The sequence below is a fragment of the Pseudomonas sp. LB3P93 genome, from assembly GCF_054898025.1.
In genome coordinates this window covers 1,541,284-1,565,456 of sequence record NZ_CM142713.1, presented here as the reverse complement: position 1 = coordinate 1,565,456, position 24,173 = coordinate 1,541,284, and the positions used below count along the sequence as shown (strand labels likewise).

Below are 24,173 nucleotides of genomic sequence, written 5' to 3'. Positions count from 1 at the left end.
TCAGCGCAACAGTGGCCGCAGCAATTCGCGGGAAATGATGTGACGCTGAATCTCCGAGGTGCCTTCCCAGACACGCTCGATCCGTGCGTTACGCCAGATGCGTTCCACCGGGCATTCGTCCATCAGGCCCATGCCGCCAAAGATCTGCACCGCCTCATCGGCGACCTTGCCGAGCACTTCGCTGGCGAACAACTTGGCCATGCCGGCCTCGCCATCGGTCATGGTCCCCTGGTCCATTTTCCAGGCGGTGTGCAAGGTCAGCAGCTCAGCGGCGCGGATCTGCGTGACCATGTCGGCGAGCTTGAACGAGATGCCCTGATAGGTGCCGATTGGCTGCCCGAACTGCTTGCGATCCGCGGCCCATTGCAGCGACACGTCGAGTGCGCGTTGCGCCTGACCGACGCAGTTGGCGGCGACCATCACCCGCCCGGCGGTGAGCCAGGCATTGGCAACCTCCCAGCCCTTGCCGACTTCGCCCAGCACCTTATTGGCGGGTACGCGGCAGTCATCGAAGAACATTTCAAAGGTGTGGTAACCGCGGTTGCTCACGCACTTGGGACCCCGGCGAATGGTCATGCCCGGCGTGTCGCGATCGACCAGGAACGAGGTCACGGCGTTGCGTTTGCGGCCGTTGTGCTCGTAGGTGTCGGTGACGGCGAACACGATGGCGAAATCGGCGTGCCCGGCGTGGCTGATGAAGTGTTTGCTGCCATTGAGAACGAAGTCATCGCCGTCGCGCACGGCGCGGGTCTTGATCGCGTTGGCATCGGAACCAGCGCCCGGTTCGGTCAGCGCGAAGCAATCGATCTTCTCGCCCTGGATGCATGGCAGCAGGTAGTCGTTGATCTGCTCGCCGGTGCAGGCCATGAGGATTTTCGATGGCCGCGCGACGAACACATGCAGCGCCCATGACACCTTGGACAGTTCACGTTCGATCAGCGCCTGGGACAGGTAATCGAGGCCGCCACCGCCCACTTCTTCCGGCATGTTGAAGGCATAAAAACCCGCCGCGATTGCCTTGCCACGAATCTGTGCCGCCAATTCGGGGGAGACTTCGTCGGCGCGGTCGACCGCTTCCTCATGAGGCAGCAGTTCCTTGGCGACAAAGCTGCGTACCGCGTCCACTAACATTTCTTGTTCTTGGGTCAGTTGGAAATTCATGGGGCTACCTGTTGTTCATGTGCTGAGTAGGTGTACGGGGCAAGCCACCGGGCTTATTGGCCGCTGAAGTAGGCCGGGCGTTTTTCGATGGCGGCGCGCAAAGCTTCGGCGCCATCCTTGCTGCGACCGCAGAGCAGGCCGGCGGCGAGCTCGGCTTGCAGTTGCTCCGGCAGGCTGCGCTGGGCGCCTTCGCGCATGAGTTTTTTGGTCTGGGCGAAAGCGAACGTCGGGCCGTTGGCCAGGCGTGTGGCCAGTTCAGTGGTCACGTCGTGCAGTTGATCATCGGCGCAGACTTCGCCGACGAGACCGGCGGCCAAGGCACGATCGGCGCTCCACATTTCGTCGAGAAACAGCAGGCGTTTGGCTTGTTCAGTGCCGATCAGGCGTGGCAAATGCCAACTGGCCCCGGCGTCCGGCGAGTAGGCCATGCTGGTGTAGCCGGCCTTGAACCGTGCCGATTGCCCGGCGATGCGCAGGTCGCAGCACAGCGTCAGGTCCATCCCGGCGCCGACGGCCGTGCCGTTGATCGCGGCGATGGTCGGTTTTTCGAGGCTGTACAAACGGTTCATCAGTGCGTGGGCGGTTTCGGTCCAGCCGTAGCTTTCGAGAGCGCCACGGGCTTCGGCTTCGGCCCACTCGGCGAGGTCGGCACCGGCGCAAAAACTGCGGCCGCTTCCGGTCAGCACAACGACTCGAACGGAGCGATCGGCGTTGAACTCATCGAGTAAGGCGTGCAGGTTTTTCAGGGTCGGAATGTCCAGCGCATTGCGCTGATCGGGACGATCGAGGGTGATCCAGGCCACGCCGGCTTTTACCTGGCAGAGCAGCGAAATGTGAGTAGTCATGCGAATCCTCGAATTATTGTGTTTGGCCTGAGGTGATGCGACTTGAGGCCATACTAAACGAGTGTTCAGTAAGACGGCAATTGGCGAGGAAATGGGCTGTAACAGTCTCATTTACTTAGTAAATGATTGATTTTATTGTATTAATTCCTCAGATCCGGTTTTGCAGCGGCTGTGCTGTTACAACTTTGAACAACTGCGTAAACAACTGTGGGAGCGAGCCTGCTCGCGATGACGGAATACCATTCAACATCTCTGTTGACTGATTCACCGTCATCGCGAGCAGGCTCGCTCCCACATGGTTTTGCGTTGGTGTGTGCGGTTACGCCGTCGGCAGGCTCGGCGCCAGCACCGCCTGGCGTTTGCGTTGAGTCAGGAAATACGCGGCGTAGCACACCGCGATGAACCCAAAGCCCCAATACAACGAAGGACGCTGCGTCTCATCCAGTGCCAGGAACACGAACAGCGAGCAGCACAACGCAATGCACGTCAGCGGCAGCAGCGGGAACCACGGCGCGCGGTACTTCAAATCGCTGAGCTTGCCGCCATCGCGCAGGTAGGCCTTGCGGAATTTGTACTGCGCCAGTGCGATCACAATCCAGGTCACCGTGCCGGACATGCCGCTCACCGCCATCAGCACCATGAACAACGTGTCCGCCGCGACGAAGCTGGTCATCAACGACACCAGCGCGAAGCACAGGGTGATGCTCAGCGCTCGCAACGGCACGCCGCGCTTGCTCAATGGCGATAGACTTTTCGGCGCCATGCCGGTCTTCGACATCGCCCACAGAATGCGCGTCGAGGCGTAAAGGCCGGAGTTGCCCACCGACAGAATCGCCGTGAGGATCACGAAGTTCATCAGGTCGGCCGCATAAGGAATGCCGACCATGTCGAACACCTGCACAAACGGACTTTCCATCAACCCGGCCTGCTGCCACGGCACGATCGCCGACAGCACCACGATCGCCAGCACATAGAAAATCAATACGCGAAACACCACGTTGCGAACGGCGCGGGGGATGCTTTTTTCCGGCTGATCGGTTTCGCCGGCGGCCACGCCCATGATCTCGCAACCCTGAAAGGCGTAGACCACCGTCATCATCACCGCGAACACTGCGGACATGCCGTTGGGGAACAGCGAGTCGCCAATCAAATTACTCATCATCGGCGCCGGTGCACCGCTGGTCAGCGGGATCGCACCGAAGATCACCAACACGCCGACTACGATAAAACCGAGAATCGCCGCGACCTTGATCCCGGAGAACCAGTATTCCGCTTCACCGAAGGCGCGCGTCGCCAATGCGTTCAGGCCGAATAGCACCACCACAAACAGCGCCGACCAGTACCAGATCGGAATGGTCGGGAACCAGCGCTCCATCAGCATGCCTGCCGCCGTGAACTCAAGACCCACAGTCGTCGCCCAACTCATCCAGTACACCCAGCCGATCATGAACCCGGTGGCCGGCCCGATGAACTTGGTCGCATGGGTTTGAAAAGAGCCGGAGACTGGCATTTGCACGGACAGTTCGCCCAGGCAAACCATCACCAGGTACATCAGGAAACCGGCGACCAGGTAGGCCAGAATCGCCCCCACCGGCCCGCCCTGATTGATCGTCACCCCGGAGCCCATGAACAGCCCGGTGCCGATCACGCCGCCCAGGGACAACATGAAAATGTGTCGGCTCTTTAAAGCGCGGGTCAGTTGGATGCCTTTACGTTCGGTAGATTCGCTCATGTCCGCACCCCATCAGCAAGGTGCGCGTAGCGCGAGGAGGGATCAGCTTTACGGCGGTTCATTATTATTATCTCCAATAAGCTTCGAAGACCGCGCTGTGGCGGTTGCCTCGATTATTGGAAGACCATGTAAGCTCACGTTGACCGTAACGATCGAAGTTGTAAAAAGTCGTAACGAACTTGTACGTCAGGTGCGTAGCAGGTCAGCCAGCGTCTGTTGCGAATGCCGCAATTGCGCATCAACCTGCGGCGCCAATGCCCGCAACCTTGATTCGTCGTTGACCAGCGCGGCCTCTTCCAGCGCGCGTAACGCGTTGGCCAGTGCACGAAAACCCAATGAATCGCTGCTGCCGGCCAGGCGATGCGCCAGATGAGCGACTTCGGTGCAATCGTCGGCCTCGATTGCTTCCGTGAGCGCCTCACGATGCTGACTGATCGAATCGCGCAACACCGCCAGTAAGCCCTGGAGCTTCTGTTCACCGAGCAAGGTGCGGTGAGTGTCCAGCAGCGGCCAATCCATCGTTTCGTCTTCAGGCTGCGGCGCGGGTGTTGGTGAATGCCCGGCCAGCGCCTGACGCAGATTGTCGAGCTTCAGCGGTTTGGCGAGAATGCCATCCATCCCTGCATCCAGATAACCGCGCACCAGCGCCGGCTGCACGCTGGCGGTCAGGGCGAAGATTCGGCAGTGGCGGTTCGGGCCTTCGGTGCGGCGGATCAATGTGCACAACTCGACACCGCTGATGCCCGGCAGGTGCACATCAAGCAGGATCAAATCGAACGCCTGCCCGGCGCATTGCATCAGCGCCTGTTCGCCGTCTTCGGCGAGCCAGACTTGATGCCCGTCCCGTTGCAGCAAGCCGCTGACCACTTCGCGGTTCAGCGCCACGTCCTCGACCACCAGAATCTTCAGCGCATGGCCGGGCTCGCTGCTTAACGCCACATCGGCGGTGCCAGCCGAGGGCTGCAACGTCACTTCGAACCAGAAACAGCTGCCCCGCCCGACTTCACTTTCAACGCCGATCCGCCCGCCCAACTGCTCCACCAGATGTTTGCAAATGGCTAATCCGAGACCGGTTCCACCGAAGCGTTGCGCCACTTCCTCACTGGCCTGAGTGAAGCGCTCGAAAATCTTTTCCTGCACCGCCGGCGCAATGCCGATGCCGTTGTCCGTCACACTCACGCGCAGCCGTTGCCCGGTCTGCTCCGGGATCGGAGCCAGCAGCAAGACCTCGACCTTAACCTTTCCGCCCTCGGTGAACTTGATCGCGTTGGCCAGCAAGTTGCTCAAAACCTGACGCAAGAATTGTTCGGCGCCGTGGTGCCGGTCAGCGACCTGCGGATCCATCCGACAGTGCAGCGTCGTGTCGTTGCTCAACGCGCGCGGTTCCAGCAGTGTCAGCACCTCATCCAGCAACTGACGGAGCGAAAAATCCACCGGTTCCGGGTGGCTGACACCTTCTTCCAGCCGAGCGAAATACAGCACTTCATTGAGAATCGACAGCAATCCTTCGCCTGCCTTGTACAACGCATCCAGACGTTTACCGTCGCGCTCATCCAGACTCGCGCCGCGCAGCAATTCGGCCATGCCGAGAATGCCGTTGAGCGGGGTGCGCAATTCGTGGCTCATGGTCGCGAGGAATCGCGATTTCGCAAGGTTGGCTGCCTCGGCTTCGTCCTTGGCACGCATCAGGCTGGCGGTGCGGCGCTCGACCATTCGCAGCAGTTCATCGCGGTTGTCTTGCAGGGCCAATCGATCGGCTTCCCGGCGATCAATGTCGCTGAGGATCGCTCGGCGCATGTCGTCCAGCGCATGGGCCACGGTGTCGATTTCGTCCTCGTTAGCGTTGCGACGTTTGTCCAGTTGCAAGGGCTCGTGCCAGTCACCGGCGGCGATGCGTCGGGCAAAATCGGCCATGACTTGCAGGTGCCGCGTCACCAGTCGATAAAACAGCCCCGACAGCGCCACCGCCAGCCCGCACAAAAACACGCTCATCCACAGCAAGCTGGTTAAACCAGTGGCATACAAACGTTGATGCACGGCCCCCAGATCGGTGCTGACTTCCAACTGCCCCAGCTGTCGCAATGGCCCGGACGGCGGCTGATAGTCCAGTTGAAAACGCTCGATACGCAGCGGTCCGACCGGGTCCGCGCTGCCATGCAGCAAATCGAAATCAGGGCTGGTCAGATGCACCCGCGCCACATCGGAGAAATCCACCAGGCCGCGCAGCTGCACATTCAATTGATCCTGGTTCAAATCCCAGAGACTGCGCTCCAGGCTGGCCAGATACCCGGCGCGAATCAGCTCCATGCGTGAGTCGATGTCGCGCATTTCGCGACGGTATTCGAAGTACAACTGCACGGTGCTCGCCAGTACGGTGAAGCACAGGCTGAATAGCAAAATGAACAGCAGCAGACGCCGCAACAGTCCACTGGGTCGAGCGCGGATCATGGCGAATTCGCCGGCAGGTTGACCATGTCGCGGTAGGTGACTTCGCTTTCGTTGAGCAAACGGTCGACCTCTCCGGCATCGACCATGCGTTTGAGTTGCGCATCGATGTCCGGCATGCGGCTGGCCAGCGGCGAATGGCGTGATACCGCAATCCGCAGGTAGTCCACGCTCAAGGACGTTGGCAACGCGACGATGTCTTGCGCGCCTGGCAGGTTTTCGACGTACAGCTCACCAGTGCGTCGCTCCGAGGTGATGAAGTCGATGCGCCCGCGGATCAGTTTGCCGAAGTTCTGGCGGCTGTCAGAGACCCACTCGATGTTCTGGTGTTGTGCGACCAGGCGGTCGAACTCCACGCCATAACTTTCACCGAACAACAGCCCGCCACGGTAATTGGCCAGGTCCTCCAGACGCTCGAATTTCACCGGACGCTGGCGATTGATGAACAACGCGACCTCTTCACGCAGCACCGGCACCGTGGAAAAAATCATGCTCTGCTCCCGTTGCGCGGTGTTGTAGGCCAACACCACATCGACCCGGCCTTCGGCGGCGTCGAGCAGGCAGCGTTTCCAGTTGCCGAGCACGACGATTTCCACTTCGTAGCCGAGTTTTTCGAAGAGGTTTTTCACCACGCTCGGGGCCAGGCCACGCACTTGTTTGCCGTCGCTCCAGGAGATCGGTGGATACACCGGATAGTCGCAGTAGCGAATCTTTTGCGCCCCCATCGCGCTGTTCGCGACCAGCGCCAACAGCAGCACAAACACCCGCCACATAAAACTCAAGCCGCCACGCTGGCGGTGAACAGGTAACCGGCGCCGTGGATGGTGATGATCAGTTGCGGCTCGGCCGGGTCGTCGTGCAACTTGCGTCGCAGACGTCCGACCAGCACGTCAATGGAGCGATCATTGGGCACCCACTCGCGGTTGCGGATCTGGTCCATCAACTGATCGCGGCTCAAGGTATGGCCGCTGTTGCGCAGGAACACGCTAAGCAACTGGTACTCGCCGTGGGTCAGCAGGGTTTCGCTGCCGGAGGGGTCGATCAACCGCCGGCGATCAGTGTCCAGCGCCCAGTCGGCGAACTGTTTGACCGGTTTTACGATAGTCGGTACGGGTTGGGGCATCTGCGCGTGACGGACCCGGCGTATCAGGTTTTTCGCCCGGGACACCAGTTCGCGTGGGTTGAGGGGTTTGATCACGTAGTCATCGGCGCCGCATTCGAGGCCGACAATGCGGTCGATTTCATCGTTGCGCCCGGTGATCAGAATGATCCCGACTTCCGAACGGACCCGCAGCTCCCGGGTCAAGGTCAGGCCGTCCTTGCCCGGCAGGCGGATATCGAGCATCACCAGATCAACCGCCTGGCTCGCCAGAAAGGTTTCGGCCAGCTCCGCCGTGGCCGCGCAATGCACTTCATAACCTTCCTGGGACAGGTAGGCGTGCAGCAGTTCGCGAATCAGCGGATCGTCATCGACGATCAGTACCCGAGGAGTCATCGCTAGGTGTCCCGCGTATGCCCGAAGGCGTGTTTCTTATTAGAGTGTTTTGTTGCCTTGGCATCAGAGAGTATCGACAGCTGAACGACCGATCAACAGCCCGTCGTCTGGACGCAAAACCGTTGGCGACCGCCGGCCTGCAATCCATCGACCCAGGCTTCGCAAATCTGGATGCCTTGCTCTGGGGTAAAGGTGCCGGGGTTGAGGCCCGACTCCAGCCACAAACCGTCGAGCAACGCACTGAGGCTGATGGCAGCCAGATCGGCGTCGAAGTTTTCCCAGCCCTCCTCTTGCGCCAAATCGGTCAGGACTTTGCGCAAGATGCCGCGGTACTCGCCGTAAGAATGCTCGTGCGCGAGGTTGATTGACTCGGCCGTGCGCACCGCCCCCCAAAATGCCAGCCAGGCATCAATCAGTTGCGGGTCGAGCAGTTCGGCGGAGAACGATCCGCGGAAGAACGCCGACAAGCGCTCACGGGCGTTGGGTGCTGCGTGCTGCATCGCCTCGCGCAGCAAACTCATGACCCGACCGGTAATCGCCCGGTAGGCCTCGGCCACCAGTTCATCCTTGCCGGAATAGTGATGGCTGATCAACCCGACCGAGACGCCGGCCTCGGCGGAAATCTTGCGGATCGACGCGCCCTGGAAGCCGTGGCGCTTGAGGCAAACCAGCGTGGCTTCGATCAGGTTGGCCTTGCGCAACTCCGGCTCCATGCGGGAAAAACGGGCTTCCTGACTCATGCGCGACACTCTCCGTGGATCAATCATTCAGGGCGCGGCTGGACAATCCGCGGGCTGAACGACTGTACAGCAAGAGTGTGGCAAGTCTCCAGTCGGTTGAATGTCTCTGAGACCTTGTCACGCCCATCGCGGGCAAGCCACGCTCCCACATTTGATCTGTGCAAACCGGCTATTTGTGCCCGACACAAAACCCTGTGGGAGCGCGGCTTGCCCGCGATGGGGTCATCACATCCAACATTGATGTCACCTGACAGTCCGCCATCCATTCAAAAACCCAGGTCAGTCCCGATAACCCGGCGCCACCCGCTCAAGCAATCGCAACAACGCCGCCCAGGCCAATTGCATCGCATCCGGGTCGCTCAACTCGCCTTCATCCAGCGGCCGGCCAGGATCGTTGAACTGACGCTCGGTGTGTTCGCACACCTCGCTCGGCGGCAAAACCAGTTCACCCGCAGCCTGCGCAGCGAGCTGGATTTCGCACGCTTTTTCCAGGTAATACATGCGCAAGAAAGCCTGGCTCACGGTCTCGCCAACGGTCAACAAACCGTGGTTACGCAGCATCAGCACCGGCTTGTCGCCAAGGTCCTGCACCAGACGTTGCTGCTCGCTCATGTCCAACGCCACGCCTTCATAGTCGTGATAGGCAACCCGACCATAGAACTCCATGGAAATCTGATTCACCGGCAACAACCCGCATTTCAACGCCGCGACGGCGCAACCAGATCGGGTGTGGGTGTGCAGCACGCACCGCGCATCTTCACGTGCACCGTGGATGGCGCTGTGAATCACAAACCCCGCCGGATTCACCGGGAGCGGCGACGGTTCTACGGCCTGGCCATCAAGATCGATTTTCACCAGATTGGACGCGGTGATTTCATCGAACATCAGCCCGTACGGATTGATCAGGAAGTGATGCTCAGGCCCCGGCAGGCGCACCGAGATGTGGGTGAAAATCAGATCGGTCATGCGAAAGTGCGCGATCAATCGGTAACAGGCAGCCAGCTCTTCGCGCAGACGCTGTTCCGTCGCGCTGCGCAGGTGGTTGGCGATCTCGTTCATTGTTGTGGTTCTCCAGGCTGATCGACTGCGCAAAACAGTAAGGCCGAACGCGCTGAAACGTCCAGCCGATTACGGATTACTTGGTGGCCCAAGCATTAAAACGCTCTTCGAGTTCTTCGCCGTGATCGACCCAGAACGCCACATCCATCGACAGCGCGCCCTTCAGGTTTTGCGGCGCGGTGGGCACCCATTGCGCGAGTTTTCCGTCCAGTCTGGCGGCTGCTTCAGTATTGGTCGGGCCATAGGGGATCTGCTCGACATACTTGACCTGGGCGTCCGGCTGATTGGCGAACGCGATAAAGCGCTTGGCCTGATCGACGTGTCTGGAGCCCTTGATGATCGCCCAGTAATCCATGCCATACAGACTGCCCGGCCAGACCAGCCCGAGATGACTGCCGCTTTGCGCGGCGGCGGCCACGCGTCCGCTGTACGTCGAGGTCATCACCACATCCCCGGCCGTCAGCCACTGCGCTGGTTGCGCGCCGGCCTCCCACCACTGGATATAGGGTTTGAGTTCGGTGAGTTTGGCGAAGGCCCGGTCGACACCCTTCGGCGTGTTCAACACTGAATAAACATCCTCGACCTTCACGCCGTCGGCCAGCAAGGCGAATTCCAGGTTGTACACTGCACGTTTGCGCAGCCCGCGTTTACCGGGGATTTTCTGCACGTCCCAGAAGTCTGCCCACGAAGTCGGGGCCTGCGCCAGCTTCTGCGTGTCGTAGGCAATCGCCACGCTCCACACCAGCGCTGCGGAACCGCACGGCTGCGCTGCATCAGGAATCAACTGCTCGACGCGACCCAGGGTTTTCCAGTCGAGTTTTTCATACATGCCTTCATCGCAACCGCGCATCAGGTCCGGGCCTTCAATCTGCACCACGTCCCAATCGGCGTTGCCGGTGTCGACCATCACTTTGATCCGGGCCATCTCGCCGTTGTATTCACTCTGGATCAGCTTGCTGTGATCCGCGACGCTGAAGGGCTGAAAAAAAGCCACATCCTGAGCTTTCTGACCGGCACCGCCGTAACCCACCACCACCATGTCCGGTGCTGCCTGAGCGCTGCCAAGGCCTATGGCCAGGGACAGCAACAAGGGATAAAAACCGTGCTTGAGCGTATTCGATTTCATCAGTGGTTCCTCTTGCAGGTGCCACGCGAATAACCTCCACGTGACCCTTTTTTATTGTTGTGAGGTTCGCCCCAGGTCCGGGCGCCAAATGAATCTACTGCGAGCCGTAGTAAAAAAACAAGTTGATTTTTTACTACAGGTAAATTTCTATAGGCGAATAATAACAACGCCGAAAACCCGGCCTTTCGGCTTCAGCCTGCCTGGAGTACCCATCTCATGCCGACCTCGTCCCCTGCTTTTGCGCACCTGTTCGAACCCTTGCAGCTGCGTGGCAAACGCCTGAAAAACCGCATCATGTCCAGCGGCCACGACACCTCGATGCCCACCGACAACCTGGTCAACGAGCAACTGATCGCCTACCACACCGCGCGGGCCGAAGGCGGCGTCGGGCTGATCGTGTTGCAAGTGGCCGGCGTGCACGATAGCGCGCGGTACACCTCGCACGTGCTGATGGCCACCGACGACGCCTGCATCGACGGCTATCGAAAAATCGCCGACAGTTGCCATGCTCACGGCACCGTGGTGCTGTCACAAATCTTCCATCCGGGTCGGGAAATCATGGAGTCCAGCGATGGCTTGCTGGCTGTCGCTTACTCGCCTTCGGCGGTGCCCAACGAGCGGTTTCGGGTGATGCCTCGGGCGCTGGATCACGCGATGATCGACGAGATTGTCGCCGGTTACGGGGCCGCTGCCCGACGCCTGTATCAGGCCGGAATCGATGGTGTGGAAGTGGTCGCCAGCCATGGTTACCTGCCGGCGCAGTTCATCAATCCGCGGGTCAACCGTCGCACCGATGGCTACAACGGCGAACTGGAACAGCGCCTGCGTTTCCTGCGCGAAGTGATCGCGGCGGTGCGCGCCAACACTGATGAAGATTTCATCATCGGCCTGCGCATTTCCGCCGATGAACGCGACCCCGAAGGGCTGACCGAAGACGAATCCCTGGCCGCCGTGCAATCCCTGCAAGCGGTTCTGGATTACGTGCACGTTGTCGCCGGCACCTCGGCGTCATTGGGTGGCGCCGTGCACATCGTGCCGCCGATGGCGATCGAAGCTGCTTATCTGGCCAAGGAAGCCGGAACCTTTAAGGCCGGGCTGTCGATTCCACTGTTTGTCACCGGGCGCATCAACCAACCGCAAGAAGCCGAACTGATCATCGCACGCGGCCAGGCCGATGTGTGTGGCATGACCCGCGCGCTGATCTGCGACCCGCAAATGCCCAACAAAACCGACACCGGCCACGTCGAGGATGTGCGCGCCTGCATCGCCTGTAACCAGGCGTGCATCGGCCACTTCCATAAGGGCCTGCCGATTTCCTGCATCCAGCACCCGGAAACCGGGCGCGAACTGATCTTCGGCCAACGGCAACCCACCGCTCAACGCAAACGCATCATGATCGCCGGCGGCGGCCCAGCCGGGATGAAAGCCGCTGCCGTGGCCGCCCAGCGCGGACATGACGTGACCCTCTACGAAGCCAGCTCACAACTCGGCGGCCAGGTCTTGCTAGCACAATTGCTACCTCGACGCGCCGAATTCGGTGGCGCCAGCACCAACCTGCAACGGGAAATGGAACTGGCCGGTGTGCGCGTCGTACGCAACACCCGCGTCGACCGGGCGCTGGTCGAACGCGAACGCCCGGACATGGTGATCGTCGCCACCGGCGCCGAACCGTATTGGCCAGCGTTCGAGCGCGGCGGTGAGCTGCAAGTCGTCGACGCCTGGCAAGTGCTGCGCGATGAAGTGCAAATCGGCCGTTCCGTGGTAGTCGTCGACTGGCGAGCCGACTGGATTGGCCCCGGCATCGCCGAACGTCTGGTACGCGCCGGGCATCAAGTGCAACTGGCCGTCAACGGCACCCACTGCGGCGAAAACCTGCCGCTGTACGTGCGCGATCAACTGGCCGGCGAACTGCACAAACTCGGCATCCCGATCACCCCTTACGCCCGCCTGTACGGCTGCGACGACAACACCGTCTACCTGCAACACACCGCCAGCGGCGAACCGATGCTCTTCGAAAACATCGACACATTGGTGCTCTGCCAGGGCCATCAACCCGTCGACACCCTCGGCGCCGAACTGCAAGGCCTGGTGGAATTTCGCCGCATCGGCGACTGCCTTGCCCCGCGCACCGCCGAAGAAGCCATCTACGAAGGTTTGAAAGTCGCCTGGGCGCTTTGAGGCTGTTTTATACTCCGGGGCTTTTACACATCACCCCGGTTTGGAGCACGCCATGAGCAACAGCAGCAAGATGCCGCCTGCCAGCAGCGCGCCCACACAGGACAGCGCCACGGCAGAACCGCATTTTCTCGGCACACGGATTCGTGGGTTGCGTAAACGTCGGGGCATGACCTTGGCGGAATTGGCGCAGATGAGCGAACTGACGGCGGGATACATCAGCCAGCTGGAACGGAATCTTGCCTATCCGTCGATTCCTGCGCTGTTCAATATCGCTCGTAGTCTGGGTGTGACCATTCAGTGGTTCTTTGCCAGCGAGGGCAATACGGCGCCTGAAGATAACGGCGTTGTGGTGCGCAAGAACACTCGGATGAGCGTCCACTATGAGGACGGGATTGTGGATCAGTTGCTGACACCGCAGCCCAATCGGCAGTTGGAGATGCTGCATTCACGGTTTCCGCCCGGGACTTACAGTCAGCAAAGTTACAGCCATGAAGGGGAAGAGGCTGGGTATTTGCTGTCGGGGAGTTTTGAGTTGTGGGTCGGGGAGCGGTATTTCCAGTTGAGCGAGGGGGATAGTTTCAGCTTTTCGAGCCAGGAGCCGCATCGGTATGGGAACCCTGGTGAGGTGGATGCGGTGGTGATTTGGGTGATTACGCCGCCTTCGTTTTGAGGGCTCGGTAGCGGTCTCGGTGCTTGATAAATTCAGGTGGCACGACCACTGCACAAAAACCGGCGTCTGGCCGGTTTTTCTTTTTGCGCATTCGTTTACAACCACCCGAATCCTTTCCCCATGACTGCCGCCAAACCCAGCGCGGCAGTAATTAAAGCGCCAAACAGTAACCGAAAATCCGTTCGAGCGTCATTCCGCTGCTCACGAAAATCAGTGCGAAGGTCACTCAGATCACGCCGGACGTATTCGATATGCGTTTCAAGTTTGGATACACGCGGTTCCAATGGGTTTTCTCCTGGAGGACCTTGTGGTCTTCGTCCTTTATCGTCTCCGCCACTCCTTTTGTTGCTGGGGAAGCGGTCGGGGTAATGCTCATCAAGGTTTACCAGCACAAAAGGCTCACTCATCGCAGGCCTCCAGCGCACCGGTTTTGGTGCCGTCTTCGACGACGATATCTGCCAGCACATTGAGCGAATGCAGGCGAACAAAACCGCAGAACTTGCAGTTGAGCATCACTGCCGGCGTACCGGACCGTAGATGTTCGTTGCCACGCGCCCAAGGCAACCCGACGCCCGTCGCCCCGGCCTGAAGCGGTAGCTCCCACTCATCATGCTCACAGAACGGGCATTCGGTATTCTTGATTCGCTCTTTGAAAATGTTAGCCAACCGCCCGGTATCCAGATGAAGATCCCCTGGCATTGGCTTGCCTCGTGACACCCCGGTCTGATCATCGCCCTGCAAACCTTCTTCACTGCCGCTGTACATCGCTACCTCCTCCTTGAGGGAATAAATCATCGATTAACCGATCAACCAGAAGATGGTGCGTAACGTCCAGCCACCTGCTCGACCGCGAAGTCATGACTGATGCCTTCGCTGAAAACCGAATATACCTTCGATCAATCTCGGACGTATCCGCGTACGAAGTAGGAGGATTCGCTTGTTTGTGTCAGCCCGGAATTTTGCCTGTGAGATTTGTCCAGGCGGTTCTTATTCGAAGCTGACCAGCGTCAGGGTCACAGGTTTCTTAGATGAGTGGGGTCTTCAGTTGGAAAGGTCAGTGGCCGCTCCGGCGTTGCACCGGCATCGCTCTGAGGTTCGGCTAGAGGTCTGGAAATGATCGGGGCCACCAGTCCCAACAACCCCCTTTCAATCAGCGAAAGAAGTCCAAAAGTAATGAAGCCAAAAATCAGCCCGACAACCAAAATGCTCAAGGGGTGAATTTTCACGGCGTCGGAGCTTTCCATCATGTAGAGAAAAGCCTGAACAGCGACGGCCACGCAGGCCGCAACAGCTACTATCAGCTTGATAATCAACCAAAGCCGCCGCCATCTGTTCATGCTCTTCCCCGCTATCCGGTGATATAGCTCTTTATTGCATGATAGCTAATGACCTTGATTCAGAGTGACTCCGCACAGCATTGCTGTAATTTTCGACGCATTGGTCGAGCTCCCCCGCCCCAAAAACTGAAACCCCAGAAACAAAAGAGCCCCGTAACTTTTCAGTTAGGAGGCTTTTTAATTTACTGCTGAGTACTGGGTGTAGCGCTACTGAGCCGCATCAACAATCGCCTGCAGGATCGGCTCGATGCCGACTAGCATGGGGGTCCCACCCCTGATATCTGGTTCGTTCAGGGATTGAAATCCCAACGACTCATAATATGAAACGGCGTTCGGTGCCGCGTCCAAATACAGGCCCTTGATAGGCACCTCTTTGTGGACCTTAGCCGCCTGGATGAATGTGTGCCTCAGGATTTCCTGACCGACTCCAAGCCCTTGATATCGACGATCCACACCAAACATCACCATCCTCACAACGGGCAGTTGAGACGGTAAGTTCGATTTTTTGATAGCGGCTTTCGCAAGCACCTTGTCAATGTGACCCAGCGTGAGCGTACCAAAGCCGACGACTTCTCCCGCCGAATTAATCGCACCAATGCCCCGGATGTTCTCGCTCTTCAAGGCACGCTTCAAACCGCTTTTATAGTACTCATCCATCATGACAAGCCCACAATCGAAATCTTTCAGATAGTGGTAAGACTCAAAACGAGCTTGCAAATTGTTGTCAATTTCATAAGCCGGAATCGCTTTTGTCCCCATGCTTCCCTCTCATCAGGTTCAGTAGCCCAAGCGTTGGAGCCGTATCCTCATTAAGGATCTCCAGAGCTCGGGCATAGGCTTGTTCCGACATCTCGATACGTCGATGTTTTTCCATCACCTCCTCCGCCTTCTCAAAAGCAGAGGAAATAATGAACGAGGTCATATCAAGCCCCGAGATTGAAGCGGCCTTACGGATGAACTCTTTAGCGACATCCGTGGTTTTGAGTTCAAGCCGAGCATTTTTTGGTGCTTTGAGTATTTCGTTAATTTCTAACATAGGGTGTACCCGTTTTCGGAGAGTGTGTTCCCTTACTGAGTGTCATTTTGTTGCTTTCCACGCCTCAGAAGCATGAGTGATTTCAAAGTTTCAGCTCACTCCCAGGCAATGGAATGAGCGCCAACCAATGTACGGATGCTAGCCGTACGCAGCGAGAGATGTCAAATACCACCCGTACAATAACCGTACACCCCTACGCGGTCACATTTTTCAAACACCAGAAACGAAAAAACCCCGTAGCTTATTCAGCTACGGGGCTTTTTCTATGTAATGGCGGAGAGATAGGGATTCGAACCCTAGGTACCGGTGAAGGTACAACGGATTTCGAATCCGTCCCATTCGGCCACTCTGGCATCTCTCCAACGGCGCGCATCATAACAACACTTTCGCCGGAAGCGAACCCCCTAAGCAAAATTTTTCCGTGCTATCAGATGCTTGCGTTGATTAAAGCGGTACGCCCAGACGATTGGCGACTTCTTCGTAGGCTTCGATGACGTCACCGAGGCCCTGACGGAAGCGGTCTTTGTCCATTTTCTTGCCGGTAGCCTTGTCCCACAGACGGCAGCCGTCCGGGCTGAATTCGTCGCCCAGGACGATGGAGCCGTCGGAGAAGACGCCGAATTCGAGTTTGAAGTCGACCAGTAGCAGGCCGGCGTCGTCGAACAGTTTGCTCAGGACTTCGTTGACCTTGAGCGACAGTTCTTTCATGCGAACCAGTTGCTCGGCGGTGCCCCAACCGAAGGCCACGACGTGGGATTCGTTGATGAACGGGTCGCCCTTGGCGTCGTCTTTCAGGAACAGTTCGAAGGTGTAAGGGTTGAGCTTCATGCCTTCTTCGACGCCCAGGCGCTTGACCAGGCTGCCAGCGGCGTAGTTACGCACGACGCACTCGACCGGGATCATGTCGAGTTTCTTCACCAGGCATTCGTTGTCGCCCAGCAGTTTGTCGAATTGGGTCGGCACGCCGGCGGCTTCGAGTTTCTGCATGATGAAGGCGTTGAACTTGTTGTTCACCATGCCTTTGCGGTCGAGCTGCTCGATGCGCTTGCCGTCGAACGCCGAGGTGTCGTTGCGAAACAGCAGGATCAAGCGGTCAGCGTCGTCGGTCTTGAAAACCGATTTGGCTTTGCCGCGGTAGAGTTCTTCACGTTTTTCCATGATGGGCTCCGCTTGCTAAGTAGGTGGGCTAGGCGATGTGTCGCCAGTCGAGCCCTGAATCTTGATCGGCCATTTGCAGCCAGTCCGGGTCGCACCCGAGGGTGTCGACAAAACATTGCCGGGCCAGCTGCGGCAGGTTGTTCTTGCTGCTCAGATGGGCCAGGACCAGGTGTTGCAGGCCTTGCCAGCCCAACTCAGACACCAGGAATGCCGCCTGGTGGTTGTTCAAATGTCCCAGTTCACCGCCCACCCGCTGCTTCAAGAAGTACGGGTAGTGACCACGAGCGAGCATGTCACGGCAATGGTTGGACTCGATCATCAATGCATCGAGGTCCCGATAACCGTCCAGCACCTTGTTGCAATACGACCCCAGGTCGGTCAGCAGGCCGAAGCGCCGCTCACCGTCGCTGAAGACGTACTGCGTCGGTTCCTGTGCATCGTGGGCCACGGCAATGACGCCGATGCTCAGTGCGCCGATCTGCAGTTGCTCGCCGCCAGCCAGAAGGCCAGCCGGTTCAATCGGTTTGCGCATCCCGCGCAGGGTCCCGCGACTGAGGTAGACAGGCAGATTGTAGCGCCGAGACAGCAAACCCACGCCATGCACGTGGTCGGCATGTTCGTGGGTCACGAGTATCGCGCTCAGCTGCGCAGGGTTCACACCCAGGCGCAGCAGGCGTTTTTCGGTTTCCCGCAGGGAGAAACCACAATCCACCAGTACATACGTGTCAGCGCTGGCTATCAGCGTGCCGTTCCCTTGGCTACCGCTGCCGAGAACGGCAAAACGCATGTGATCAGCCCAGGTTGTCCTGAATCACGCTCAACACTTTGCGCGCCACTTCTGCCGGCGCCACGGTGTTGATGTTTTTCTCGACGGTGACCTGGACGTTGTCGCCAACCTTGCTCAGGCGAACCTGATAACGCTCGGCACGGGCTTCAACTTCTTCCTTGCTCGGCGCGCTGCCGAAGAGGCTGCTGAAGAAACCAGGCTTCTCGTCTTTCTTCTCGGCTTTTTCGGAGAGGTTGATGTAGTACAGGCCCAGGCTGCGGTTGATGTCTTCAACGCGCCATTCGCCCTGTTCCAGCGCACGACCGACGCTCGACCAGGCACGATCCAAGTCGTTGCCGACGTTCAGAACCGGGTTGCCGCTGCCGTCTTCGCTCAGACTGACACGACTTGGCGTATCAAAATCACGCGAAGCCAGCATGGAGACCGAACCACCCTTCTCCGAGATGCGGCTCATGCTTGCGAGCATGTCGTCGACCAGTGCCGCGTCCAGGCCAGTGTTGACCGAACGGTTGGTGAAAGCCACGTCGGCGGTGCTGCCGGCAGGACGTTCGGCGCTGACCACGTAGACTTCGCTGGTGTTGCGCTGCACGCCTGGCTCGATACGCACCCGAACGCGGGTTTCGCTGTCGGTGCTGACACCGGCGGCGCTCAGGCGCTTGGCCATCGCTGCGGACAGTTCCTCGGCATGCTGCCAGGTGGTGGTGAATTCGCCGGTTTGCGGCTTCTGTTCGTCCAGACGGAAACCGTTGTCCTGAAAGAACTGCACAGCCACTGGCCAGACTTCGGCAGGAGGGTTCTGGGCGACGATCCAGCGCGAATCACCGGTCTTCTGCAGGGAGTAAGCGCTGGCGTCGGCCGCTGCCGACAACGGCTGCGGACGCGGCACGATGTACTCGCCCTTTGCGGTGTCATCGGCCACGTTACGCGGGATCGGCAGCAGCGGATCCAGACGTTTGGCGGTGCTGACATCCGTTGGCAATTGCATAGGTGCAGTCTGTTGCGCTTCCAGGTAATCGCTACCACGGTCACGGAAATAACCTTCCGGGCCCCAGACCCATCCACAGCCACTGGTGCTGGAGATAATCAAGGCAAGTGCGGAAAGTCCGGCCAATCGCTTCATGCGTAGTGCTTCCTCAATTAAACCAGTACGCCGGACTGGCGCATGGCCTGCCGCAGCGGTTCGTGACAGGCAGCGCTGAGCCAGGTGAGCGGCAGACGGATACCGTCCGGCATCAAGCCCATTTCATGCAGTGCCCATTTCACGGGGATAGGGTTGGATTCGATAAACAGGGTTTTATTGAGCGGCATCAGCTTTTCGTGAATCGCGCGGGCCGTAACGGCGTCGCCTTTCAAGGCAGCGTTGCACAGGTCGCTCATGTCGCGCGGGGCGACGTTGGCGGTGACCGAGATGTTGCCTTTGCCGCCGAGCAGGATCAGCTCAACTGCGGTGGCGTCGTCTCCGGACAGCACCACGAAGTCTTTGCTGACACCGTCGATGATGGCTTTGGCACGGGTCAGGTCGCCGGTGGCTTCCTTGATGCCGATGATGTTTTTCACGGTCGACAGGCGGATCACGGTTTCGGTCAGCATGTCGCAGGCCGTACGGCCCGGCACGTTGTAAAGAATCTGCGGGATGTCGACAGCTTCGGCGATGGCCTTGAAGTGCTGGTACAAGCCTTCCTGGGTCGGCTTGTTGTAGTACGGCGTGACCAGCAGGCAAGCATCGGCGCCGGCGGTCTTCGCATTGGTGGTCAGCTCGATGGCTTCGCGCGTCGAGTTGGCGCCGGTACCGGCGATCACCGGAATGCGCCCTGCCACCTGCTTCACCACGTAACGAATCACTTCGATGTGCTCGTTCACGTCAAGGGTGGCGGATTCGCCTGTAGTGCCGACCGCCACGATCGCGTGGGTGCCGTTCTGCAGGTGAAAGTCCACCAGTTTGCTCAGGCTGTCCCAGTCGAGACGACCTTGTGCATCCATGGGTGTGACCAGTGCCACCATACTGCCCGCAATCATGCAACCGCTCCTGCCGGAAAAAGAGAGCGGTAATGGTACTGGCGCCAAGATGCTTGTACAAGCAAAGTACTGCGCTGCCGCCATTCCCCTTGGCGCTGCTTTTCGCTACCCTTCAGACTTTGATCGGTACTGATAAGCTCGCACACCGGATTTCAGCCTCCGTTTTCGGCATCACAAGCCCCGATCCAGCGTTGCCACCCCTCGCTCTTGCCTTGCTGGAGCACGTTGCAACCTTCGGCCCGGGTTTTCTGAATTCGCATCCGCAGGCTCGCCCCCGGTAGTAAAAGCCCGTAGAAGTATCGACCGCTCATCGCTTTAGGAATGCTGCATGTCCACCCCCACAGTTCGCGAACAATTCCTTGTCATCAGTGCCCTCGGCGCCAACCCCATGGAGCTGACTAACGTCCTGTGCCGCGCCAGCCATGAAAACCGCTGCGCCGTGGTCACCTCTCGCCTGACCCGTCACGGCGAGTGCAGCGCGTTGATCCTCGAGATCTCCGGCAGCTGGGACGCTCTGGCGCGCCTGGAAGGCAGCCTGTCTGGCCTCGCCAAGAAGCACGCATTCACCGTCAACGTGGTGCGCAGCGCGGCGCTGGAGAATCGTCCTCAGGCCCTGCCTTACGTCGCTTACGTCAGCTCGGCCTATCGCTCGGACATCATCAACGAGCTGTGCCAGTTCTTCATGGACCACAACGTCGAGCTGGAAAACCTGACCTGCGACACGTATCAGGCGCCGCAAACCGGCGGCACCATGCTCAACGCCACGTTTACCGTGACGTTGCCGGCCGGCGTGCAGATCAGCTGGCTGCGCGATCAGTTCCTGGATTTCGCCGACGCGCTGAACCTGGACGCGCTGATCGAACCGTGGCGCCCACAAAACCCAATGTAAGGAAGCTTTCATGGCCGTTGCCATCGACCAACCGGTTGCCGACTTCGAAGCACCCGCCACCAATGGACAGACCGTCAGCCTCGCGGGCCTCAAAGGCAAGCAAGTGGTGATCTACTTCTATCCGAAGGACAGCACGCCGGGCTGCACCACTCAGGGTCAGGGCTTTCGTGATCAGCTGGACGCCTTTAAAGCGGCCAATACTGAAGTGTTCGGCGTGTCGCGCGACAGCCTGAAATCCCACGAAAACTTCAAGGCCAAGCAGGCGTTCACCTTTGAGCTGATCAGCGACAAGGAAGAAGCGCTGTGCCAGTTGTTTGATGTGATCAAGCTGAAGAAGCTGTATGGCAAGGAATACATGGGCGTTGATCGCAGCACGTTCCTGATTGATAAGGACGGAGTGCTGCGTCAGGAATGGCGCGGTGTGAAGGTGCCGGGGCATGTGGATGCGGTGTTGGCTGCCGCCCAGGCGTTGAACAAGGCCTGATTTCTTCGGTGTTTGTTCGGACGCCTTCGCGGGCAAGCCCGCTCTCACAGGGTTTGCGTTAATCCTGTGGGAGCGGGCTTGCCCGCGAAGAGGCCATCAGCCTCACTGCAAAATTAGAGATGACGTTTAAAGCAACGGCGCCACCACCGGTTCCTTGCGCGGCCAGGCGTCCAGCACAGCTTTAAACAGCGTCGCCAGCGGGATCGCAAAGAACACCCCCCAAAACCCCCACAACCCGCCAAACAACAGCACCGCGCAGATAATCGCCACCGGATGCAGGTTGACCGCCTCCGAAAACAGCAGCGGCACCAGCACATTCCCGTCCAGCGTCTGAATAATTCCGTAGACCGCCATCAAGTAGATGAACTGATCGCTCCAGCCCCACTGGAACAGCGCAATCAGCATCACCGGCACGGTCACGACCACCGCTCCGACATACGGCACCACCACCGACACGCCCACCAGCAATGCCAGCAGCGCTGCGTAGTTGAGCCCCAGCACGACGAACCCGATGTAGGTCACACCACCGCAGATGAAAATCTCAATGACTTTGCCGCGAATGTAGTTGGCAATCTGCCGGTTCATCTCGTGGGCGACCCGGGTGATCAACGCCCGTTCACGGGGCAGATAACCGCGCACCCACTGCCCGATCATCTCGCGGTCCTTGAGAAAGAAGAACACCAGGATCGGCACCAGCACCAGGTAGATCATGATGTTCACCAGCAACGGCAGGCTCGACAGCGAAAACGTCAGCGCCCACTGACCGAACTTCCCGATCTCGCCCCGCGCCACTTCGATGGCCTGCAACACCTGCTCGTCCGATACCAGGTGCGGATAGCGCTCGGGCAGCAGCAACAGCAGCGATTGCCACTTGGCAAGCATGCCGGGCAGTTCATTGAACAGCGTGATCAGCTGATGCCAGAGCAACGGCACTACGACAACAATGAACACCAGCAACACGCCCATGAACAACGCAAAGACCAGCCCCACCGCCACCCCGCCGGGCATGCGCAGGCGTTCGAGGGTGACGACCAGGCCTTGCATCAGATACGCCAGCACCATCCCGGCCAACACCGGCGCGAGCATGCCACCCAAAGTAAGTACGGCGGTAAAGGCCAGAAACAGCAGCACGGCCAGCACCACGGCTTCTTCGTCGGAAAAGTAGCGCTGAATCCAGTCGCGTAACACCTTGAACATCAATAATCCTTAGAAACGAACGCAGCAGGTTTCAGGCTTTTTTCAGCCAGTAGCGGTAAACACCCGCCTCATCTTCTTCGCGAAGCAGCGTATGACCGGCCAATCGGGCAAAGGTGCGAAAGTCGCGCTGGGAGCCCGCGTCGGTGGCGATCACCTTGAGTACCGCGCCACTGGCCATTCGATTGAGCTCCAGCTTGGCCTTGAGCAACGGCAAAGGGCAATTCAGGCCACTGGCGTCCAGTTCGGCGTCATGGGCTACAGCGTCGGTCATTACATCGCTCCGGGTCAGGTGGTGGAGTTGCCTAGAATATCTGGTCCCAAGCCAAGTGTCCGGCTACAGTAAGGTCTTTGTCGACTAAGGCTTTGTGCATGACTTTTTTGCGCCCTACCCTGCTGACGCTCGCTTGCCTGCTCGCCTCACCGGGCTTCGCCGACGACTTGCCGTCACTCGGCGACGCCAGTTCTGCCATTGTCTCGCCGCAACAGGAATACCAATTGGGCCGTGCATGGCTGGCACTGTTGCGCAGCCAGGTCTCGCAGCTCAATGACCCGCAGCTCAAGGATTACGTCGAATCCAGCGTTTACCGACTGGTAGAAACCAGCCAGGTCAATGACCGGCGCCTGGAATTTATCTTGATCAACAGTCCGCAACTCAACGCCTTTGCGGCGCCGGGCGGGATTGTCGGGGTCAACGGCGGTCTGTTTCTCAACGCGCAGACCGAGGGCGAATACGCTTCAGTACTGGCGCACGAATTGGCTCACTTGTCGCAACGCCACTTTGCCCGTGGTGTTGAAGCCCAACAGCGCATGCAGGTGCCGATGATGGCTGCCCTGCTGGCCGGTATTGTCATTGCAGCCGCCGGTGCCGGTGACGCCGGGATCGCGGCGATTGCCGGTACTCAGGCGGCGGCTATTCAAGAACAACGACGCTTCTCGCGCCAGAACGAGCAGGAAGCCGACCGCATTGGCATCCTTAATCTGGAAAAGGCCGGTTACGACCCGCGGTCGATGCCGACCATGTTCGAGCGGTTGATGCGTCAATACCGCTTCGACGCCAAGCCGCCGGAATTCCTGCTGACTCACCCGGTGACCGAATCGCGGATCGCCGACACCCGCAACCGCGCCGAACAGGCCAAACCGGGCGGTATCGAAGACACCATGCGGTATCAGCTGATTCGTGCACGCGTTCAGCTGGTCTATGAAGAAACCCCAGGGTTGGGCGCCAAGCGCTTTCGCGCGCAACTCGATGAGAACCCTAAAAACGATGTCGCCCGGTATGGTCTGGCGATCGCCCAGATCAAGGGCGGCCAGTTGAATGAAGCTCGCGAGAACCTCAAGCTGCTGCTGGCCAAATCACCGAACGAGATCATCTACAACCTGGCGCAGGTCGATCTGGACATCACCAACAATCGTCTGCCCGATGCTCAAACACGGGTTGACCGGATGCTGACTCAGTACCCCGGCAACTATCCGCTGAACCAGGTGCGTGTCGATCTGCTGCTGAAACAAAACCGCGCCGCCGATGCCGAGAAGGCGCTGGAAGGGCTGCTCAAGTCACGCCCGGATGATCCGGACGTGTGGTATCAGGTTGCCGAGACGCGCGGTCTGTCAGGCAACATCATCGGCCTGCATCAGGCTCGCGCGGAGTACTTCGCCCTGGTTGGCGACTATCGTCAGGCTATTCAGCAACTGGACTTCGCCAAGCGCAAGGCCGGCACCAATTTCCCGTTGTCATCGCGTATCGACGCCCGGCAGCGTGAGCTGATGGAGCAGGAACGCATGGTCAAGGACATGATGGGCTGACCTGTTTCAGAAACA

Annotated in this window: 25 protein-coding genes and 1 tRNA gene; 5 read left to right on the top strand and 21 right to left on the bottom strand. The window is 59.1% G+C overall.

The annotated features are described in order from the left end of the window. The 9 genes from ACYZT8_RS06960 to ACYZT8_RS06920 form a co-directional block, all read right to left on the bottom strand. Nucleotides 1-1,161 (bottom strand): acyl-CoA dehydrogenase family protein, encoded by a 1,161-nt coding sequence (locus ACYZT8_RS06960; RefSeq protein ID WP_461957657.1) that lies wholly within the window; start codon nt 1,159-1,161, stop codon nt 1-3. 53 nt (nt 1,162-1,214) lie between these two features. Further along, nucleotides 1,215-2,006 carry an enoyl-CoA hydratase/isomerase family protein gene (locus tag ACYZT8_RS06955; RefSeq protein ID WP_461980105.1) on the bottom strand — a complete coding sequence of 264 codons (792 nt, stop codon included), beginning with the start codon at nt 2,004-2,006 and terminating at the stop codon, nt 1,215-1,217. Between the two features lie 319 nt (nt 2,007-2,325). Beyond that, the gene (locus ACYZT8_RS06950; protein ID WP_461980104.1) at nt 2,326-3,738 is read right to left on the bottom strand and encodes an amino acid permease; all 1,413 of its coding nucleotides are present in this window, start codon (nt 3,736-3,738) and stop codon (nt 2,326-2,328) included. 186 nt (nt 3,739-3,924) lie between these two features. Further along, nucleotides 3,925-6,186, bottom strand: coding sequence for an ATP-binding protein (locus ACYZT8_RS06945; protein ID WP_461980103.1), 2,262 nt, complete (start codon nt 6,184-6,186; stop codon nt 3,925-3,927). Then, a complete protein-coding gene (locus ACYZT8_RS06940; RefSeq protein ID WP_461982388.1) occupies nt 6,183-6,956 on the bottom strand; it encodes a substrate-binding periplasmic protein in 774 nt (257 codons plus the stop codon). Before ACYZT8_RS06940 ends, ACYZT8_RS06945 begins: the two co-directional genes overlap by 4 nt. Before the next feature lie 5 nt (nt 6,957-6,961). Beyond that, the gene (locus ACYZT8_RS06935) at nt 6,962-7,678 is read right to left on the bottom strand and encodes a response regulator (RefSeq protein ID WP_461980102.1); all 717 of its coding nucleotides are present in this window, start codon (nt 7,676-7,678) and stop codon (nt 6,962-6,964) included. Between the two features lie 92 nt (nt 7,679-7,770). Beyond that, a complete protein-coding gene (locus ACYZT8_RS06930; protein ID WP_461957652.1) occupies nt 7,771-8,418 on the bottom strand; it encodes a TetR family transcriptional regulator C-terminal domain-containing protein in 648 nt (215 codons plus the stop codon). Between the two features lie 279 nt (nt 8,419-8,697). Beyond that, nucleotides 8,698-9,477, bottom strand: coding sequence for a class II aldolase/adducin family protein (locus ACYZT8_RS06925; RefSeq protein ID WP_461980101.1), 780 nt, complete (start codon nt 9,475-9,477; stop codon nt 8,698-8,700). A gap of 76 nt (nt 9,478-9,553) precedes the next feature. Next, complete coding sequence (locus ACYZT8_RS06920) at nt 9,554-10,603, bottom strand: ABC transporter substrate-binding protein (RefSeq protein ID WP_461980100.1); 1,050 nt, start codon at nt 10,601-10,603, stop codon at nt 9,554-9,556. A gap of 216 nt (nt 10,604-10,819) precedes the next feature. On the opposite strand from ACYZT8_RS06920, the gene ACYZT8_RS06915 reads away from it, so the two are divergent. Further along, nucleotides 10,820-12,781 (top strand): oxidoreductase, encoded by a 1,962-nt coding sequence (locus ACYZT8_RS06915; protein WP_461980099.1) that lies wholly within the window; start codon nt 10,820-10,822, stop codon nt 12,779-12,781. Nucleotides 12,782-12,851: 70 nt separating this feature from the next. After that, a complete protein-coding gene (locus tag ACYZT8_RS06910; protein ID WP_461982386.1) occupies nt 12,852-13,451 on the top strand; it encodes a cupin domain-containing protein in 600 nt (199 codons plus the stop codon). A 95-nt stretch (nt 13,452-13,546) separates the two neighbouring features. Here the strand turns inward: ACYZT8_RS06910 and ACYZT8_RS06905 are convergent, their stop codons facing one another. The 10 genes from ACYZT8_RS06905 to dapA all read right to left on the bottom strand — a co-directional run bounded on the left by ACYZT8_RS06905 (nt 13,547) and on the right by dapA (nt 19,785). Further along, the gene (locus ACYZT8_RS06905) at nt 13,547-13,858 is read right to left on the bottom strand and encodes a hypothetical protein (protein ID WP_461980098.1); all 312 of its coding nucleotides are present in this window, start codon (nt 13,856-13,858) and stop codon (nt 13,547-13,549) included. Further along, nucleotides 13,851-14,216: a hypothetical protein gene (locus tag ACYZT8_RS06900; protein ID WP_461980097.1), complete on the bottom strand. Its 366-nt coding sequence runs from the start codon at nt 14,214-14,216 to the stop codon at nt 13,851-13,853. The genes ACYZT8_RS06905 and ACYZT8_RS06900 overlap by 8 nt, the downstream gene beginning before the upstream one ends. A 248-nt stretch (nt 14,217-14,464) precedes the next feature. Further along, nucleotides 14,465-14,788: a hypothetical protein gene (locus ACYZT8_RS06895; RefSeq protein ID WP_461980096.1), complete on the bottom strand. Its 324-nt coding sequence runs from the start codon at nt 14,786-14,788 to the stop codon at nt 14,465-14,467. Nucleotides 14,789-14,995: 207 nt separating this feature from the next. After that, nucleotides 14,996-15,547: a GNAT family N-acetyltransferase gene (locus ACYZT8_RS06890; RefSeq protein ID WP_461980095.1), complete on the bottom strand. Its 552-nt coding sequence runs from the start codon at nt 15,545-15,547 to the stop codon at nt 14,996-14,998. Continuing rightward, nucleotides 15,519-15,824, bottom strand: coding sequence for a type II toxin-antitoxin system TacA family antitoxin (locus ACYZT8_RS06885; protein WP_461957644.1), 306 nt, complete (start codon nt 15,822-15,824; stop codon nt 15,519-15,521). The genes ACYZT8_RS06890 and ACYZT8_RS06885 overlap by 29 nt, the downstream gene beginning before the upstream one ends. Before the next feature lie 271 nt (nt 15,825-16,095). Beyond that, nucleotides 16,096-16,185, bottom strand: a tRNA-Ser gene (locus ACYZT8_RS06880). An 83-nt stretch (nt 16,186-16,268) separates the two neighbouring features. Further along, nucleotides 16,269-16,982, bottom strand: a complete 714-nt coding sequence (gene purC / locus ACYZT8_RS06875; protein WP_008034929.1) for a phosphoribosylaminoimidazolesuccinocarboxamide synthase — start codon at nt 16,980-16,982, stop codon at nt 16,269-16,271. A gap of 28 nt (nt 16,983-17,010) precedes the next feature. Continuing rightward, nucleotides 17,011-17,769 carry an MBL fold metallo-hydrolase gene (locus tag ACYZT8_RS06870; protein ID WP_131060376.1) on the bottom strand — a complete coding sequence of 253 codons (759 nt, stop codon included), beginning with the start codon at nt 17,767-17,769 and terminating at the stop codon, nt 17,011-17,013. Between the two features lie 4 nt (nt 17,770-17,773). Continuing rightward, nucleotides 17,774-18,889: an outer membrane protein assembly factor BamC gene (gene bamC, locus ACYZT8_RS06865; RefSeq protein ID WP_461980094.1), complete on the bottom strand. Its 1,116-nt coding sequence runs from the start codon at nt 18,887-18,889 to the stop codon at nt 17,774-17,776. 17 nt (nt 18,890-18,906) lie between these two features. Further along, complete coding sequence (gene dapA, locus ACYZT8_RS06860; protein WP_131060374.1) at nt 18,907-19,785, bottom strand: 4-hydroxy-tetrahydrodipicolinate synthase; 879 nt, start codon at nt 19,783-19,785, stop codon at nt 18,907-18,909. 328 nt (nt 19,786-20,113) lie between these two features. Here dapA and ACYZT8_RS06855 point away from each other — a divergent pair, with 328 nt between their 5' ends. Together ACYZT8_RS06855 and ACYZT8_RS06850 are read left to right on the top strand one after the other, a co-directional pair. After that, the gene (locus ACYZT8_RS06855) at nt 20,114-20,674 is read left to right on the top strand and encodes a glycine cleavage system transcriptional repressor (RefSeq protein ID WP_109628402.1); all 561 of its coding nucleotides are present in this window, start codon (nt 20,114-20,116) and stop codon (nt 20,672-20,674) included. Between the two features lie 10 nt (nt 20,675-20,684). Continuing rightward, nucleotides 20,685-21,158: a peroxiredoxin gene (locus ACYZT8_RS06850; RefSeq protein ID WP_010462257.1), complete on the top strand. Its 474-nt coding sequence runs from the start codon at nt 20,685-20,687 to the stop codon at nt 21,156-21,158. Nucleotides 21,159-21,284: 126 nt separating this feature from the next. On the opposite strand, the gene ACYZT8_RS06845 is transcribed toward ACYZT8_RS06850, so the two are convergent. Both ACYZT8_RS06845 and ACYZT8_RS06840 read right to left on the bottom strand, forming a co-directional pair. After that, entirely contained in the window at nt 21,285-22,355 is a 1,071-nt protein-coding gene (locus ACYZT8_RS06845; protein WP_461957629.1) for an AI-2E family transporter, read from the bottom strand. 31 nt (nt 22,356-22,386) lie between these two features. Then, nucleotides 22,387-22,626, bottom strand: coding sequence for a sulfurtransferase TusA family protein (locus ACYZT8_RS06840; protein WP_028621876.1), 240 nt, complete (start codon nt 22,624-22,626; stop codon nt 22,387-22,389). Between the two features lie 98 nt (nt 22,627-22,724). Here ACYZT8_RS06840 and ACYZT8_RS06835 point away from each other — a divergent pair, with 98 nt between their 5' ends. After that, nucleotides 22,725-24,158 (top strand): M48 family metalloprotease, encoded by a 1,434-nt coding sequence (locus ACYZT8_RS06835; protein WP_461957628.1) that lies wholly within the window; start codon nt 22,725-22,727, stop codon nt 24,156-24,158. The last annotated feature ends 15 nt before the right edge of the window (nt 24,159-24,173 follow it).

What these genes read in the sequence shown, in the direction of transcription:
- ACYZT8_RS06960 (WP_461957657.1), bottom strand. Translation starts at nt 1,161, where the DNA reads ATGAATTTCCAACTGACCCAAGAACAAGAAATGTTAGTGGACGCGGTA.
- ACYZT8_RS06955 (WP_461980105.1), bottom strand. Translation starts at nt 2,006, where the DNA reads ATGACTACTCACATTTCGCTGCTCTGCCAGGTAAAAGCCGGCGTGGCC.
- ACYZT8_RS06950 (WP_461980104.1), bottom strand. Translation starts at nt 3,738, where the DNA reads ATGAGCGAATCTACCGAACGTAAAGGCATCCAACTGACCCGCGCTTTA.
- ACYZT8_RS06945 (WP_461980103.1), bottom strand. Translation starts at nt 6,186, where the DNA reads ATGATCCGCGCTCGACCCAGTGGACTGTTGCGGCGTCTGCTGCTGTTC.
- ACYZT8_RS06940 (WP_461982388.1), bottom strand. Translation starts at nt 6,956, where the DNA reads ATGTGGCGGGTGTTTGTGCTGCTGTTGGCGCTGGTCGCGAACAGCGCG.
- ACYZT8_RS06935 (WP_461980102.1), bottom strand. Translation starts at nt 7,678, where the DNA reads ATGACTCCTCGGGTACTGATCGTCGATGACGATCCGCTGATTCGCGAA.
- ACYZT8_RS06930 (WP_461957652.1), bottom strand. Translation starts at nt 8,418, where the DNA reads ATGAGTCAGGAAGCCCGTTTTTCCCGCATGGAGCCGGAGTTGCGCAAG.
- ACYZT8_RS06925 (WP_461980101.1), bottom strand. Translation starts at nt 9,477, where the DNA reads ATGAACGAGATCGCCAACCACCTGCGCAGCGCGACGGAACAGCGTCTG.
- ACYZT8_RS06920 (WP_461980100.1), bottom strand. Translation starts at nt 10,603, where the DNA reads ATGAAATCGAATACGCTCAAGCACGGTTTTTATCCCTTGTTGCTGTCC.
- ACYZT8_RS06915 (WP_461980099.1), top strand. Translation starts at nt 10,820, where the DNA reads ATGCCGACCTCGTCCCCTGCTTTTGCGCACCTGTTCGAACCCTTGCAG.
- ACYZT8_RS06910 (WP_461982386.1), top strand. Translation starts at nt 12,852, where the DNA reads ATGCCGCCTGCCAGCAGCGCGCCCACACAGGACAGCGCCACGGCAGAA.
- ACYZT8_RS06905 (WP_461980098.1), bottom strand. Translation starts at nt 13,858, where the DNA reads ATGAGTGAGCCTTTTGTGCTGGTAAACCTTGATGAGCATTACCCCGAC.
- ACYZT8_RS06900 (WP_461980097.1), bottom strand. Translation starts at nt 14,216, where the DNA reads ATGTACAGCGGCAGTGAAGAAGGTTTGCAGGGCGATGATCAGACCGGG.
- ACYZT8_RS06895 (WP_461980096.1), bottom strand. Translation starts at nt 14,788, where the DNA reads ATGAACAGATGGCGGCGGCTTTGGTTGATTATCAAGCTGATAGTAGCT.
- ACYZT8_RS06890 (WP_461980095.1), bottom strand. Translation starts at nt 15,547, where the DNA reads ATGGGGACAAAAGCGATTCCGGCTTATGAAATTGACAACAATTTGCAA.
- ACYZT8_RS06885 (WP_461957644.1), bottom strand. Translation starts at nt 15,824, where the DNA reads ATGTTAGAAATTAACGAAATACTCAAAGCACCAAAAAATGCTCGGCTT.
- purC (WP_008034929.1), bottom strand. Translation starts at nt 16,982, where the DNA reads ATGGAAAAACGTGAAGAACTCTACCGCGGCAAAGCCAAATCGGTTTTC.
- ACYZT8_RS06870 (WP_131060376.1), bottom strand. Translation starts at nt 17,769, where the DNA reads ATGCGTTTTGCCGTTCTCGGCAGCGGTAGCCAAGGGAACGGCACGCTG.
- bamC (WP_461980094.1), bottom strand. Translation starts at nt 18,889, where the DNA reads ATGAAGCGATTGGCCGGACTTTCCGCACTTGCCTTGATTATCTCCAGC.
- dapA (WP_131060374.1), bottom strand. Translation starts at nt 19,785, where the DNA reads ATGATTGCGGGCAGTATGGTGGCACTGGTCACACCCATGGATGCACAA.
- ACYZT8_RS06855 (WP_109628402.1), top strand. Translation starts at nt 20,114, where the DNA reads ATGTCCACCCCCACAGTTCGCGAACAATTCCTTGTCATCAGTGCCCTC.
- ACYZT8_RS06850 (WP_010462257.1), top strand. Translation starts at nt 20,685, where the DNA reads ATGGCCGTTGCCATCGACCAACCGGTTGCCGACTTCGAAGCACCCGCC.
- ACYZT8_RS06845 (WP_461957629.1), bottom strand. Translation starts at nt 22,355, where the DNA reads ATGTTCAAGGTGTTACGCGACTGGATTCAGCGCTACTTTTCCGACGAA.
- ACYZT8_RS06840 (WP_028621876.1), bottom strand. Translation starts at nt 22,626, where the DNA reads ATGACCGACGCTGTAGCCCATGACGCCGAACTGGACGCCAGTGGCCTG.
- ACYZT8_RS06835 (WP_461957628.1), top strand. Translation starts at nt 22,725, where the DNA reads ATGACTTTTTTGCGCCCTACCCTGCTGACGCTCGCTTGCCTGCTCGCC.